The sequence below is a fragment of the Roseivivax halodurans JCM 10272 genome, from assembly GCF_000521785.1.
Taxonomy (GTDB): domain Bacteria; phylum Pseudomonadota; class Alphaproteobacteria; order Rhodobacterales; family Rhodobacteraceae; genus Roseivivax; species Roseivivax halodurans.
Genome location: NZ_JALZ01000028.1, coordinates 20,801 through 35,553, shown reverse-complemented (window position 1 = coordinate 35,553; position 14,753 = coordinate 20,801). Strand labels below are relative to the sequence as shown.

General features: G+C 61.5%; 8 protein-coding genes. 3 read left to right on the top strand and 5 right to left on the bottom strand.

Features of this window, described 5'->3' with window-relative positions; genetic code table 11:
- A partial coding sequence (locus tag OCH239_RS17015) for an IS110 family RNA-guided transposase (protein ID WP_037265258.1) occupies positions 1–775 on the bottom strand: 775 nt, incomplete at its 3' end.
- Between the two features lie 323 nt (positions 776–1,098).
- Here OCH239_RS17015 and OCH239_RS17010 point away from each other — a divergent pair.
- A complete protein-coding gene (locus OCH239_RS17010; protein WP_162150012.1) occupies positions 1,099–6,642 on the top strand; it encodes a RecQ family ATP-dependent DNA helicase in 5,544 nt (1,847 codons plus the stop codon).
- A gap of 1,852 nt (positions 6,643–8,494) precedes the next feature.
- Here the strand turns inward: OCH239_RS17010 and OCH239_RS16995 are convergent.
- From OCH239_RS16995 to OCH239_RS16980, 4 genes are read right to left on the bottom strand one after another with little or no spacing between them, the layout of a single operon-like run.
- Entirely contained in the window at positions 8,495–9,310 is an 816-nt protein-coding gene (locus OCH239_RS16995) for an enoyl-CoA hydratase/isomerase family protein (RefSeq protein WP_037265253.1), read from the bottom strand.
- A 28-nt stretch (positions 9,311–9,338) separates the two neighbouring features.
- Positions 9,339–10,688, bottom strand: coding sequence for an MmgE/PrpD family protein (locus OCH239_RS16990; RefSeq protein ID WP_037265251.1), 1,350 nt, complete (start codon positions 10,686–10,688; stop codon positions 9,339–9,341).
- A gap of 21 nt (positions 10,689–10,709) precedes the next feature.
- Positions 10,710–11,498: an SDR family NAD(P)-dependent oxidoreductase gene (locus OCH239_RS16985; protein WP_037265250.1), complete on the bottom strand. Its 789-nt coding sequence runs from the start codon at positions 11,496–11,498 to the stop codon at positions 10,710–10,712.
- On the bottom strand, positions 11,486–12,532 hold the full coding sequence (locus tag OCH239_RS16980; RefSeq protein WP_211242013.1) for a LysR substrate-binding domain-containing protein: 1,047 nt from the start codon (positions 12,530–12,532) through the stop codon (positions 11,486–11,488). Before OCH239_RS16980 ends, OCH239_RS16985 begins: the two co-directional genes overlap by 13 nt.
- A gap of 110 nt (positions 12,533–12,642) precedes the next feature.
- Here OCH239_RS16980 and OCH239_RS16975 point away from each other — a divergent pair, with 110 nt between their 5' ends.
- On the top strand, positions 12,643–13,761 hold the full coding sequence (locus OCH239_RS16975) for an AbrB family transcriptional regulator (RefSeq protein ID WP_084782575.1): 1,119 nt from the start codon (positions 12,643–12,645) through the stop codon (positions 13,759–13,761).
- Entirely contained in the window at positions 13,758–14,747 is a 990-nt protein-coding gene (locus tag OCH239_RS16970) for a D-2-hydroxyacid dehydrogenase family protein (RefSeq protein ID WP_051489558.1), read from the top strand. Before OCH239_RS16975 ends, OCH239_RS16970 begins: the two co-directional genes overlap by 4 nt.
- Positions 14,748–14,753: the final 6 nt, after the last annotated feature.

The following is a 14,753-nucleotide window of genomic DNA, read 5'->3' as shown; positions in this document are numbered from 1 at the left end:
CGCCTGTCGAATGCTGCCGCGGTGTGAGGCCAAGCCATGCCGCGAAGTCTCGAGCCTTGCGGAACGTTTCCGGCGGCGGCGCCAACGTGGCGATGGCCGTGGCGATCAGTGGACCGACGCCCGGAATGGTCATCAGACGCCGCGCCACTTCGTTCTCCTTGGCTCGGCGGGTGATCTCGGCATCCAAGATCGCGATTTGATCGTCGAGCTGGGCGAGCGTTGCGGTCAGGACCTGCAGGGAAGCCCGTGCCGTCGCTGGCAGATCCGACTCGTCGTCCGCGACCAACGCAATCAGGCGCCGGGCATTCGTCGCGCCCTGCGGCACGACCTGACCGTATTCGGTGAGGTGACCGCGGAGCGCGTTGATGGCCTGGGTGCGCTGCCGGATGAGCAATTCCCGGACGCGGAAGACGCTGGCCGCCCCCTGCGTTTCTTCGCTCTTCACGGGCACGAAGCGCATGTTCGGTCTCTGCGCAGCTTCGCAGATCGCCTCCGCGTCAGCCGCATCGTTCTTTTGCCGCTTGACGAACGGCTTCACGTAGGCGGGCGGGATGAGCCTGATGTCATGGCCGAGCCGTGCCAGCTCCCGCCCCCAGAAATGGGCGCCGCCGCAGGCCTCCATCGCCACCAGGCAGGGCGGCAGCTTACTGAAGAACTCCAGCACCGCGGACCTTCTGAGCTTCTTGCGAAAGACCACGCCGCCTCTGGCGTCAGCACCGTGGACCTGGAACACATTCTTCGCGAGATCCAATCCGACCGTGGTAATCTCCGACATGACCGCCTCCCAAAATGGATTGTTGCGATCCCACCATGGCACGTCGATGCCGTCGGGGGGCGGTTACAGCATCAAAGCCCTCGTGGTTCAACTGCACCGGACGCGTCCCGCCTTCCGTAAAGAAGCTTGCGATTATCTGATCCATGGCCTTGCGCTCCTCGATCGCACGGGCTTGCATGACTGCCGTCCGAGTCCGCTCTTCTTCGGCAGGCTGTTATGTGCTTTCATCTCCTCCTCAGGGACTTGGCAATGTTTGGTCGCAAACACCTTTTCGATTGATTTCGCAATGGAGTTTCTGTCTCCTCCCGCCCCGGAGGTATCATTTGCTAAAGCGTTTGTTCCGCGACGGCGTTCAAGAAGTCAGTAAGAAAGGTGGCGCCGCCACATGGGCGCCGCCAATTCGATCTATCGACGACTTGCTTTCTGCCTCGGTTGGCTTCGATCTCGAAATCATCGATGACGCCAAGGGTCTGGCTCGCCTTCGTGATGCCGCCGCATTTCCTGCCAGCACTGAGCCGGAGGTGGCCTCTAACAAGCGCGGACTGCCGGCCACGAAAATCGAGGTCGAGCTGCGCCGTCATCGCTTCGCGATCGGCCACAATGCAGCAATCCACGATCTCCCTGAGCTCGAAGCGCTGACAGGGAGGTCATTCGATGACCTTCAGCTCGTCGATACGATCTGGCTCAGCCCTCTCGCCTTTCCCGCCCTCAAGTCGCATGCGCTGAACAAGCCCTACCTTGCCCAGACCGGCTTGGCAGATCCCGTTCAGGACACACTGGAGACCATCGCCCTCCTTCGTTCCGAGGTCTTGGCTTTCGAGACGATGGATCGCGAGTGGATCAAGGTCCTGCGGTGGCTGTGCGGGCTCGGCGCAAGCCACAATGGCTACGCAGCCTTCTTCGATGCCGTCTTGGGGCGAGCTTCTACTCCTTCAGGTGATAATCTGGAGGGGGCCAAGCCGATCATCGACACGATCGTCCGGATGTTCCAGGGCGAGGTCTGCATACGCGGGCTGCACGGCCAGCTTCTCCACGCCTTTGAGACGAAGAACGGCTGGCCACTGGCCTGGGTCCTGAGCTGGGTGCGCCATCGCGACCAGCGTCCGGCGCCGGCCGAGTGGTTGATGAAGGGGGAGCTGGGTTTCCAGGAGGCGCTGGATGATCTGGGCAGGCGGCGATGTAGCCAACCCAGCTGCCGCCGCTGCCAAGATCACGAGACATCGCTTCACAGCATGAACCGGTGGTTTCCGCCGGCCGAGGGAGAGACCCCGCGCTTTCAGCCGCCCTTCGACGAGAAGGGCATCGCCTACCAACAGCGCGTGATGGACGCAGCCCTGGCCCGGCGCTCCGCGCTGGGTATTCTCCCTACCGGCACCGGCAAGTCGCGCTGCTTCCAAGTGACCGCCCTCGAGCACCATGAGCGCACTGGCGATCTCACCGTGGTGGTTTCGCCTCTAAAGGCGCTGATGGAGGACCAAGCCGCCAAGGCAGAAGAGGAAGGTCTGCCGGGCGTCGCGCGGCTGCACAGCGATCTTGATGTCGTAAACCGCGATGAGATCCTCTCGGACATCCGCGAGGGGCGCATCGCCCTGCTCTACCTCGCACCGGAAAGCCTCGGCTCCAAATCGACACGCTCAGCGCTCGAGAGTCGGCGCATCGGCATGTGGGTCTTCGACGAGGCGCATTGCATTCCAGCTTGGGGCAATGGCTTTCGCGGCGACTATCGGCGCGCGCCAAAGTGGCTCGCCGAGTGCGGCGCCCGTGGCAGCGACAAGGCCGCCATCCTGTGCCTGACCGCCACCGCCCGGCCAGAGACCCAGAAAGACATACAGAAAGCCTTCAAGACCGGCATGGGCCGGTCGCTCGCGGTGATCGACGGTGGGGCCGAACGTCCCAACCTCACCTACCGCGTGCTACCCCGTGATGGCGAAACGCACGAGCAGCTGAGCGCCATGCTTCGCGATCCGGAGCTGTTGCCCGAAGGTGGCCAGGCAATCATCTATACCTACAGCCGAAAAGACACTCAGCAGATCGCGTCCAGTCTCGACGCCCTCGGCCACAGCGTAGAGTTCTACCACGCCGACCGCAGCCCGGAGGACAAGGCGCGAGTCGAACGCGACTTCGCCGAGGGGCGCCTACAGGTCATTGTCTCAACCATTGCTTTCGGCATGGGGGTCGACTGCCCGCGGGTGCGGCTGGTTCTCCATACCGGACCCTCTGCTTCTCTCGAGACCTATGCCCAGGAAGCAGGGCGCGCGGGGCGCGACAAGAAGCCAGCTAACTGCATTCTCCTGCACGACACCGAGGAGCATGACCGCCGCCTTGGTCTTTGCGCCCAGGGGCATCTCCATAAGGAAGACATCGATGCTGTTCTGGCCTATGTGCTCGACATCCAACGCCGCGTGCAGCGCAAGGCCAACCGCTTCCCATCGATCTCACTGCCCTACCAAGTGGTCGCTGAAGATGTGCTGGGGTTTCTGAAGGACTCGACCTACGAGCGCGCCGAGGAGCTACAAAGATCACGGGTCGATCGCATCGTCGATGAACTCGAGGCCCATGGCCTCATTCGCAAGGTGGGGGCCCAATCCGGATTTCCCCATCTCCGGGTCAAAAGGCAGGTTCTGGAGGCGCTACAGCGCGATCCCAAGGGCCTCACCCGTATCCAGACCCGGATCGTCCAGCATCTCTTCTCGCAGGCCGCCAGAGGCGAGGAGCCCCAGCTCCCCGACGATCTCGAAGAGCTCGCGGATATCTGCGGCCTGCGAAAGACCGGCCGACTGAAGATCGTGCGCAAAGCCGTAACCGCCCTGCGAAAGCATCGCGATCTCCTGCACGCCGATACAAGCGTCGACATCAAGCTGGGCGGCGCACGGATTGCGCCGCGCCTCGTCTCGACCTGGGCGGAGAAGAGCAACGCAGTGGTCGAAGTCATCATCGCCCTGTTCGAAGCCCGGGCCGCGGCGGAGGAGGATACCTTCGACGACACCCAAGAGGTCGAGGAAGACGAGAAACCCGCCAAGCAGGCGCCGCGGCCATTCCAGATCACGCTCGCGTCGCTTCTTCAGAAAGCTCAGAATGAGCTTGAGGACGGTGTGCGCCTTACCGCCAAAGAGGCTCTTCAGCTTCTCGAGGAACTGCGTCGGCTGAAACTCATCGGCGTCAAGGTGGCTCCGGCCAATCTGACGAAGCAGCTCACGATCTTCGCACCCGAGCTCGAGCCTGACGACCTTCGGGCTCGGCTCAAACAGCACCGTGCACAGACCGCCCGCGTGTTCGAAGTGCTCGAAAATCTCGCTGACGACGAGCGCCACCTGCGTATCGAAACGGATCGCCTCGCTGAAGAGGTGACAAGTTTCGACATGGATGTCGAAGGGACTTGGCGCGCTCCGGACGGCTCCGGGCTCGCGGCGGGCGCATCAGAGCGTCTCGTGCGACGCCACCTGCGGCTACTGACACGGATCAAGGCGCTCGACATCTCAGCCGGACTCTACACCAAGAGCGAGGCCGTCCGCGTCGAGATCGCACGGCGCGATACCAACCTGACCGTCCGCTCCTACACTCAGGATATGTTCCGCACCGGGGTTGAGGCCTTCCAAGAGGAAGAGATCCGCCAGCTGCACCTCATGGACGGCTATGCCCGGCGGGTGCTCGAGGCGCCGGATGAAGGGCCCGAGCTTCTCAAATCCTACTTCGCGACACCATCCAAGGAGAGCCTCGCGACCTTCTTCGAGAGCGAAGAGTTGAAGGTGGTTCGTGAAAACCGCCCTGCCCCGGTCCAGCGGCAGATCGAGCTACGCAGCAGGCTCGACCCTGAGCAATCTAAAATCGTGCATGACGACACAAGCCTGAAAGATCTGCTGGTCCTGGCCGGCCCGGGCGCCGGCAAGACGCGGGTGCTGGTGGAACGCATCGTCTGGCTCGTCGGCGTCGAGCGCGTGCCGCCAGACCAGATCCTGGCTTTGTGCTACAACCGACGTGCCGCGGAAGAGATCCGCTCGCGCCTGCGCGCAAAGTCGGCGCTGGGCCGACGCGGCGCGGTCGTCTCGGTCTACACCTATCACTCCTTTGCCTTGCAGGTGCTCGGCCAGTCCTTCGCCGAGCTCTCGGATGAGGCGGTCGGCGAAGAAGTCGAACTCACCGACACCGAGGCCGATAACGGGCGCAAGGCCAGTGCCTTCAATCGCATACTGTCGCAAGCCAGCGCGCGGCTGACCCAGCAACGCGATGACGGCGGCAATCTCTCGGACCTCATCCTGCGGCGCTTCCGCTGGGTCTTCGTCGACGAGTTTCAGGACGTGACCGAGGACTCCTTCGCGCTGATCAAGGAGATCTCGCAGCAGAGCCAGAAGAAGGCCGCGAGTGAAGCGCGCAGTGCGGCCGATCTCGTCGATGTCCGCTTCATCGCGGTCGGAGACGATGACCAGAACATCTATGACTTCGGCGGCGCCAGCGGGCAGCATATCCGCGCCTTCGATCGGCTGTTCAACACGCCAAAAAAGATGCCCGAGCTGACATGGAACTACCGCTCGAGCGGAGCCATCTTGCGCTGTGCCGCTGAGATTATCTCCCATTGCTCCGATCGCCTGAAGACCCGGGAGATCGAAATCGATCCAGACCGGGTCCATGATCCACTGCAAGGCCGCTATCACCGACCGCGCGATCCCGACCTCGGACGGGTTACGATCCTTGGGAATGCCGATCGAACCATCGAAAGCCACGCGGCCCTCGCGACAGTCGAGCTGCTCCGCCTGCGCGCAGCGGTAGGCAAGGAGAGATGGCGCTGGGCATCCACCGCCGTGCTGGTGCGCCGACGCGCGCATATCCCGGTGGTCGAGCGCGCGCTGCTGGGTGCCGGGATCGAAGTCTCGCGCGATCTCCAGGGGCTCGTGCCCATGGCACGCGTGAAGGAAGCGGTCCGGGTCAGGGAGTGGCTGGAGAAGAAGGAACGCGTCGGCCAAGTGCTCCTGCCGGAGGACATCGAGCGGGTCGCCGGGTGGCTGGAAGGGCATTACGGAAGCCTCTGGGCGCGTGCCGTGGCACAATGGCTGAGGGACTACCTGCGCGACCAGATGGATGCGGCCGATGAAGACCCCAAGGGTAGTTCCGAGACAAGCGAGGCCGCTGAGGATCAGCCGGTGGAGATCTCGCCGCGCCTGACGCTCGAGGAGTTCGTCGAATGGGCGCATGGCTGGCGGCCCGAGCAGAACGGCGTGATGGTGCTCACCGCGCACAGCTCCAAGGGCCTCGAGTTCGACAATGTCGTCGTTTGCGATTGCGACTGGCTTCACAGCTTGTCGATTACTGGCGCAGATCGACGGCTCTTCTATGTTGCTGCCACCCGGGCCCGATACAGCCTGAGCCTGACAACCGGGGGCTTCATGGCGCCGACGAGACGGTTGATCTCAGCTCAGAGGTCTGAGCATCTCGCGCCGCTGGATCTTGAGCCGCGCCGAACTTCACTGAAATCTCAAGCCAAGGCCCCACTGATCCCCTGCTCAGTCCGAGATGTCTTTCTGTCTTTCCCGGCTTGGAATGGGCCGTGGTGCTATTCCGACGAGAGGGGCCGGCAAAAAACCAAGGCCGTCATCTCCGGGCTGAAGCCCGGAGATCGCATCATGATCAAGAGAACGGAGAACCAGCGGGATCAAAACCCTTGGCATGTCTTTGCGCCGATCGAGAATGGGCTGCATCAGATCGGCAAGATGCAGAGAGGCTTCTCGCCGGGTGTGGCTGGAGAGGAGTTCTATGCCGAGGTGTTTGCCCTCGTTTCTTGGCGCAAGACCGACAGCGACGAAGATCAGCACGGTAAGATCTTCCTCGATCAATGGTTTACCGTCATCCCCGAATGGCGGCTCATCGCTGAGTAACGCCACAAACTGCACGCGTGCAATTTTTCGTCCCTTTTGTAGCTACCATCAACATCATCTTGCGGATCGGCCGAGAGAGATAGATGCCATGTATCTAACGCCGGACGGGCTGTCCAAAACCATCCAAGGTGATGCTGGGATTGGTGCGGAGGGTCGCGTGCAATGCCGCCATTGCTCTGTCCGAAAATCCGCGTTGAGCTTTGCCAAGTTTTTCGGGTCAAAACTCGCGCATCGGTTTCGCCGTTACTTAGCAGGTATTCGCCGATAGGCGCGACGGCGACCAAATATGATCCGCCAGTTGGCAATAAAGCTTCGATCGCTTGCGAAGGTCCTCTGGCATGAACTCCTCCACTGACGCGAACGGCAGACCGGTGTCCTTGATTGCACGCCGAGCCCCGGGATTATTGCGGTAGAAGTCCTCGTGCAGCGACTGCGCCAGGGGGTTCTGCTTGAGGTAGTGCGGTCGTTTCTGGGCGTATGTCATGTCGCTCAGACTGGCATTGATCTTCTGGGGTAGCAGGATGAGTCCGCCGATTTAGTTGCGAGTGCTGTCAAACTCGGACCGCTGCGGGAAAAATGCCTCGAAGCGTTCGTAGTGATTGGCCCAGATATGCTCGACTTCGTAGGCATCCTTGCCCGACCGGACCACATCCCGCTGGCACCTTCTGTCCCATACGAGCACAGGTCCGGTGCTGTCACATGGGTCACCCTGTCGCCTGATGTCAGTCAGGCCCTCGCGCCCTACGTCGCCCGCCAAGATCAGGCGGGACCTCACCCCGCCGCCCCAGAGCTGCTCGGTCGACCATTTCAAACCTTTGTCCGCCGCCATCGACCTGTCTGCCAATCCTGTTCGTTGGACCCCGGCGGTAACTGAACAGGCTTCGCCATTGCCGGAGGGCAAGCACAAGGTTCTCGGGCAGAGCGTCCTGAGCGGCGGAAATATCCGCAACAACCATATAAAGTTGTCACCCCTTAATGCATGCATTTCCTCGAGAAGTGATTGGGGGCTCCAGCAAGAAGGAGGCCGCACTGCGCCATCTGGAAATCGATTGGGGCGGGCCCAAGCCTGCCAAGACAGACATCGACCGGACGAAGTCGATCTTCCGCGCCAGAGGATGGGTCAGGCGCTTCTTCGCAACAGCTGAAGCGACGGAAGGAGACGTTGTCGTCTTTTCCCAAACAGGGCCTTACCGTATCAGCGTGCGCCTCGAACGAGGCAAGCCAAGTCTGTGACCTACCGATTGCCGCTCTCGGTTGCCGGCTACGAGGTTCGAAAGGGCATGGCTGACGCGGTGTCGGGCGACATTCGTCTGCAGTGACACCCAATCTTCAGCCACCCGAAGCCAGAGTCCGGCGGTCAGAGCGCCATCACGGCGACATCGTCGAAACCGGCAACGAAAGCTGGCGCTTCAACCCATGAATGACCAAGACCCCGATGGCCCGATACGGCTGCGCTGTATGCGAGCTACGACGGATCCAGCCAGCTACTCGTGCGCTCCAAGGGGTTCATTTTTGTAAGCATATTGGGTCAGGATTGCGCTCTGTATCAAAGTTGGTGCACTTCTTGCCTCCTGATGCTGCGACCAAACACGCCTTCAGACGCGCGATGTTGGCGCGGCCATACGGTTCGGCAACTCACTCGCGACGGGCTGCCCGCAGCGCTGTATCGGTAAATCGCCGCCTGCGAAAGGGCGCCACAGACCGAGAACATTCCGTAGAGCCGCTGCGTGCAGATTGAATGAGCCCGGAACGGTTCTTCGACCTCCCGCGGGGCCGTCTGGGGCAACCTCGAACTCAGAATGCCACAGGAGACACCGCCGCCCCAGTCGGCTCACCGGCACCAAAGCGTCGCCTATGCCTTGCTGTCCGCCTTGTTCAAGAATTCTTCGATCGACTCGCGATGCTCTTTCGTCGTGTAGCAAATCGCCTGGGCTTGGCGACCAAGGGCAAAGACCTCATCGTCCGAGCTCTCGAACGTCTTGTCGAGTATGGACTTAGTCAGAGCCACGGCCGCGGGCGACCCCTGCGTCAGTTCTTCTGCCCAAGCCATGCAAGTATTGATCAGGTCGTCAGCTGACGTGACGCGATCGACAAGACCGATCGACAGCGCTTCATCCGCAAGCACCACGCGGCTCGATAGGATCAGCTCCTTCGCACGAGACAGACCGACGCGGCGCGGCAGAAAATACATGCCCCCGCCGTCGGACACGAGCCCGCGCTTGAGGAAACTCATCGAGAGTTTGGCGCCATCCACGGCCACGACGAAATCGCAGGCCATCGCCATGTCGAGGCCCAGTCCGAAGGCTGCCCCATTGACGGCTGCGATGACCGGCTTGGTACAGCCGTGGATCGCGGCAACGCCGCGGTGCGTCTGTTTCTGACGGTTCCAGCCGTTGTAGGCCACGTCGCCTTGCGGCACGTTGAGCCGTTCCCGCATGCCCCCGATATCGCCCCCTGAGCAAAACCCCTTTCCTGCACCGGTCAAAACCACCGCGCGCACCTCCGGGCTCCTGTCCGCCCATTCGAAGGCGGCGATCAACTCCTGCCGCATCTGATCGTTCATGGCGTTGCGAAGTTCGGGCCGGTTGAGACGGATGATTGCCGACCTGCCCTGCATTTCAACGTCGATGAACTCCGCAGTGGGAGCCGTTGCCGAAATATCCTTCATGGTCGTCCCAATCCTTAACTTGTCGTGGTCATGCAGCGGAAAGTTGGCGGGTCTTTATCAAGACCAGGCCGGGAAGCTCGTCGCCAGTCATGATGACGTCGCGGAGGCGTTCTGCAGCTCCAGCATCGAGCACGCCGGCCGTCAGCTCATCGTATTTCTCGAAAAGTTCGGCGTCCGTAAGGGGATCGTCGGGATCGCCCTTCCGCGTCGGCTGAAAATGCTCGATCACCACACCCGAATTTAGCGTGATGACAAGTCGAGCCTGACGTCTCGCCGGATAGGCGGCGGCGATCGTGGCATCCTCGGTAACAATCACCCTGTCCATGAACGCGCGTATGTCGTCCCGGCCAAGCGTCTCTGGGCTGAAGGCCGCCATCCGCACTGCCCCGGTGTGAAGCAGAGCGGCGGCGCAATATTGCAAGCTGAATCGGGCATCGCGGGCCGATTGCACGTCCATCCGGTCGCAGATGGAAACGGTGGGGCCATAGCCGTGAATCTCGACCTCGGCGATGTCGCCGGGGTCGAATCCGTGTTCGACGCGCATGGCATTGATCCCGTCGAGGGCCGGGAAGATATGGCCGCAGCAGCCGTAATTCTTGAACGTCATCCGCGAGATCGACGTCCATTCGTTCAGCCCCTCCAGCCCGGCCTGCCAGTTGCCCGTGCCGTCGCTCGTGGCGGCCGCATAGCCATGCGGCGCGTCGAGGCTGCCCGGAGACCCGGTCACGCCTTCGGCGGCCGCCAGCCCGGCCAACACACCGGCCTCGGCGGCGTGGCCGCAATGCATGGGCTTGGTCTGCCCCTGCCCTTGCAGGTTTTCCTGGTGCCCGCCGGCAAAGCTACTGGCAATGGCAATAGCGTGGGCGATCCCTTCGGCGCTGCAGCCCTTGAGCATCGCGGTGGAAACGGCGGCGCCCATGGTGCCCACGGTAGCGGTAATGTGCCAGTTACGGTAATGGCTCGGTTGCAGAGCGATGGCGATCCGGCAGCCCACCTCGTACCCACCGATCACAGCGCGATGAAATGCCTCGACACTGGAGCCTTCGGCCTGCGCGACCGCAAGTGCCGCGGAAATCGTCGGGCTGCCGGGATGGTATCCGCCGTCGCGAAAGATGTCGTCGAACTCGATCGTATGGCTTGCTGTACCGTTCAGCAATGCCGCGTGGCGCGGCGATCCCGAGGCTCCGTCCACATAGGTCACCGCGCTGCCTTCCCCCCGCGCACCGACCAAGGCACGCGACAGAGCAACCGACGGACCTTCGACGCAACCCGGCAGAAGCGCGCCGAACCAATCAAGGACTGCGCGACGGGCATCATGAGCAACGGCATCGGTCAATGGCCGGGACCGCCATCGTTCCGCAGCACACGCCAGATTCATCAAAGGATTATTCAAAATGTGCTACCCCCGCTTCAACAGCAGGCCGCCATCGACCGGCAGAAGCGCGCCGGTGATGTACTTCGCCTCGTCCGATGCGAGGAAGACTGCGGCATTGGCCACGTCGCGAGCCTCGCCCATCTTGCCCATCGGCACCAAGGCGTCGCGTTCCGCGCGGATCTCGTTACGCGAACGGCCAGATTCTTCCGCACGCCGCTCGATCGCCATCGGTGTGTTGATCAGGCCGGGCAGGATCACGTTGGCGCGCACGCCGAAGGCCGCGTTCTCCGCGGCCACATGCTGCGTGAAAGTGTTGATCGCGCCTTTCGACGTCTTGTAGGCGACAGTCGGCCGCATCGACAAAGACGATGTCGAGGAGATCGTAATGATGGATCCTGACCGACGCTCGCGCATCGAGGGCAACGCCGCCTTGCACAGCATGAACATGCTTTTGAGGTTCAGCGTCATGATACGGTCCCAAATATCCGCCCCGAGGTCTGGAGTTGCGCGATCGCCCTTGGACAGTCCGACGTTGTTGTGCAGCACGTCGATCCGACCGAACCGGTCCAGCGCCTGCCGAACAATGTCCCGGCAGGATGCCTCTTCAGTCACGTCGGCCGTCACGACCATCGAGTCGCCGCCGCCGATCATGTCGCGGGTTTCCTCTGCCCAGTCGCGGTTGATGTCGACCAAGAGGCAGATTGCACCTTCCTCGGCAAAGCGGAGTGCCGTAGCGCGACCATTGCCCGGTGTCGCGCCAGGCTGTTGCCCCGCTCCCGTGATGATTGCGACCTTTCCGCTCAATCTCGCCATGATGACGCATTCCCTCCCAAAACTGATGTCAGCATAACATCAGAGTTCGAACATTGACCTAAGTAGAGATCAGGCTCGGCAAAGCGACGGTCTGACAAATTCAGGTTCTGTTTGGGGGGGGGGACGGACTTAAAGAATTCACGCGGTTGGCCAACTTGGTCCAGCAGCCAGTCAATGAAACGTTTCGTCTTCACACTGACCGAAACTGTCGTGGGCCAGATTACGTAAAACGCGGCGCCGGTGGGGATGCCCATGCCAAGCGGCCGGACAAGATGGCCCTCGGCGATCAGGTCGTCCAGAAGCCCGAGTTGTCCGATGGCCAGACCGAACCCTTGCTGCGCTGCCGAATAACTGAGCAGCGAAGTCTCGAAATCCATGCCCCGATGGAAATCGATATCCAATTCAAGAGAGCGCGCCCAAAATTCCCACGCACGTCGCCGATAGCGTGAATGCAGCAGCTCTCCCTTGGTCACATCCTCGGGCTTCTCAAGTCCGCCTATCGATTCGAGATACGATCGGCAGCACACCACATCGACATGCTCCTCCCACAGCATGCGGGTTCGTGTGTCGCGCCAGTCCCCATTGCCAAGCTGCAGCGCCACATCAAGATGCGTGCCGCGAAAATCGAGCGGCTCGACCCGCGTATCGAACCGGACACGGATGTCGGGATACCGGCGGGTAAAATCCATGAGCTTTGGCATCAACCAGTGATGAGCGACCGTCGGATGCACGCGCAAATTAACCGCGCTTTCCGTCTCGTGGCTAATCATCCGTTGCGTGGCACGTTCCAACTCGTCGAAAAGACCTGCAACCTCAATCCCGAAAGCCCGCCCAACCTCGGTCAGTTTTGCAGACCGAACGCCACGTTCGAACAGGCTTACATTCAGATAATCTTCGAGGATTGATATCTGCCGGCTGATGGCGACTTGGCTCACGCCAAGCTCCTTCGCGGCGGCTGTGAAGGTCTTGTGACGGGACGCAACCGCGAAGGAACGAAGAGGGTTCAGCGGAAGGTTGATCCGGCGATTTTGCATGATTTCTGATTAGCCTTGCGCGATCAAAGGGCACTTAACACCCGCTGAGCTTAGCCTAACCTGAGGCGAGAGACAGCCCGGCAGCGGCATCGGATGCCCGAAATTAGTATATGAACGTTCCTCCTCCCGCACCAGGATCACCGCACCCGCCCGCTGCGCAGGGCGCGAAAGCCATGGTGGGGCTGGCTCTTCTATTCGCAATCTCTGCATGCGCGGGCTGGGCTTTCGAACGCATCGGCGCACCGCTGCCGTGGATGATCGGACCGCTCATGCTGACCGCGGGAGTTTTCATGGGGCCGGCGCCGCGTCTGACGGTACCAAACAGGATGCGGCCCATCGGACAGATAGTCGTGGCGACCCAGGTCGGACTGGCCTTTTCGCCGGCTGCGTTCAACATGTTGGCTGACCTGGCGTTAGTGATCGTCGGCACCGCCCTGGCGACCGGTGCCTGCATCTTCATTGTCGCACTGGTTTTGGCGCGGCTGGCCGGAATGGGGCTGGCGCAGGCTTTCTTATCCTGTGCCCCGACAAGCCCGGTCGAGGCCGCGACAATGGCCACAGAAGCAGGCATCGACCCGACGCCCGTGATTTTCGGCCAAACCATCCGACTTGGCATGGTTGTCGTCATTCTGCCCTTCGCGATGTATGCGCTCGACGGATGGCCCGACGTGACACGTGCGCCGATCACGTTCAATTTCAGCGACCCGCTATCTATCCTCGTTCTCGCCGGAATAGGTACGACAAGTGCTTGGGCCTTTCATGCCTTGCGTGTTCCTAACCCGAACTTTTTGGGCCCGATGTCAGTTTCCGCCGCGCTCGCAGCCAGCGGTGTTGGACCCGCCCCCTATCCGCCCGTGGTCCTTGCCATCGCGCAGATCGTGCTTGGCACCTGGCTGGGCGCCACGTTCAAGCGAGAGATTGTCACATCGTCGTTGAAGTCGTCTCTGCTCAGCGTGGCGACGGCGTTACTTCTGCTGATGCTTTGCAGTCTGAGCGCCGTTGGCATAGCCGCCTTGTCGGATTTCGATTGGAAGACGCTCGTTCTGGGGGCGGCGCCGGGTGGCGCGGTCGAAATGGCATTGACCGCAGAGTTTCTGGGCCAAAGCGTCGTCCTGATCACGACATTTCACCTCGTTCGTATTTTCATATTCATGCCCAACATCCCATGGATCGTGAAGCTGATCCTGCGCCACGACCGCCGCAAGGAAGGAAAGGATATCCCACCATGACCGCGTTCCGCCCTCTGCCCACCGGCCGGAAGGCCCGCATCGCCGTGCTGGACGACTACATGGGTGTGGCGCACCGCCTCGCCGACTGGTCCGTACTGGAAGATCGAGCTGAGATCAGCTTCTTGCGCCGAGCAATTCCACAAGACCAACTGGTCAAGGAATTGGAGCCTTATGATGCGATCTGCCTGCTGCGGGAACGATCCGACATCCCCGGCGACATCCTTGCAAGCCTTCCGAACCTGAAGGCAATCGCTGCAACAGGTCGGCGAAACCGCACGCTCGACAGCCAAACCGCGGCAGAACTGGGAATTCCGATCATGATGACCGACGGCAGCGGCAATGGAGTCTATGCGACGGTCGAGCTTGCCTGGGGGCTGATCATAAGCCTTTTGCGTCATATTCCAGAAGAGTCGGCCGCGATGCGCGATGGTGCGTGGCAAACGCGGCTTGGCAGCTCACTATATGGCCGCACCCTGGGTCTTATCGGTTTGGGACGGCTTGGGTCGCGCATGGCTTCGATCGCCCAGGCATTCGGGATGAACGTGATCGCATGGAGCCCAAACCTGACGCCTTCCCGCGCAACGGCCGGCGGTGCCACCTTCGCCGACAAGGACACGGTGTTCCGTACCGCCGATATCATCTCTCTGCATCTGGTTCTCGGCGAATCCACAAGAGGAATCGTCGGAGCCGACGATCTCGAACGGCTGAAACCGCACGCCCTGTTGATCAACACTGCCCGAGGTCCTCTGGTCGATCATGACGCGCTGGTCGATGCTCTGTCGAAGGGGAAGATCGGCGGTGCGGGCGTGGATGTCTATGACTTAGAACCGCTTGCTGCGGACGCCCGTATCCGCACTATGCCCAACGCACTTCTGACACCTCATCTGGGATACTCGGTGCAGGAAACCTTCGAGAGTTTTTACTGCCAGACGGTTGAGAATCTCGACGGATGGTTGAGCGGCAATCCAAAGCGCTTGCTTGCGTGAACCGGA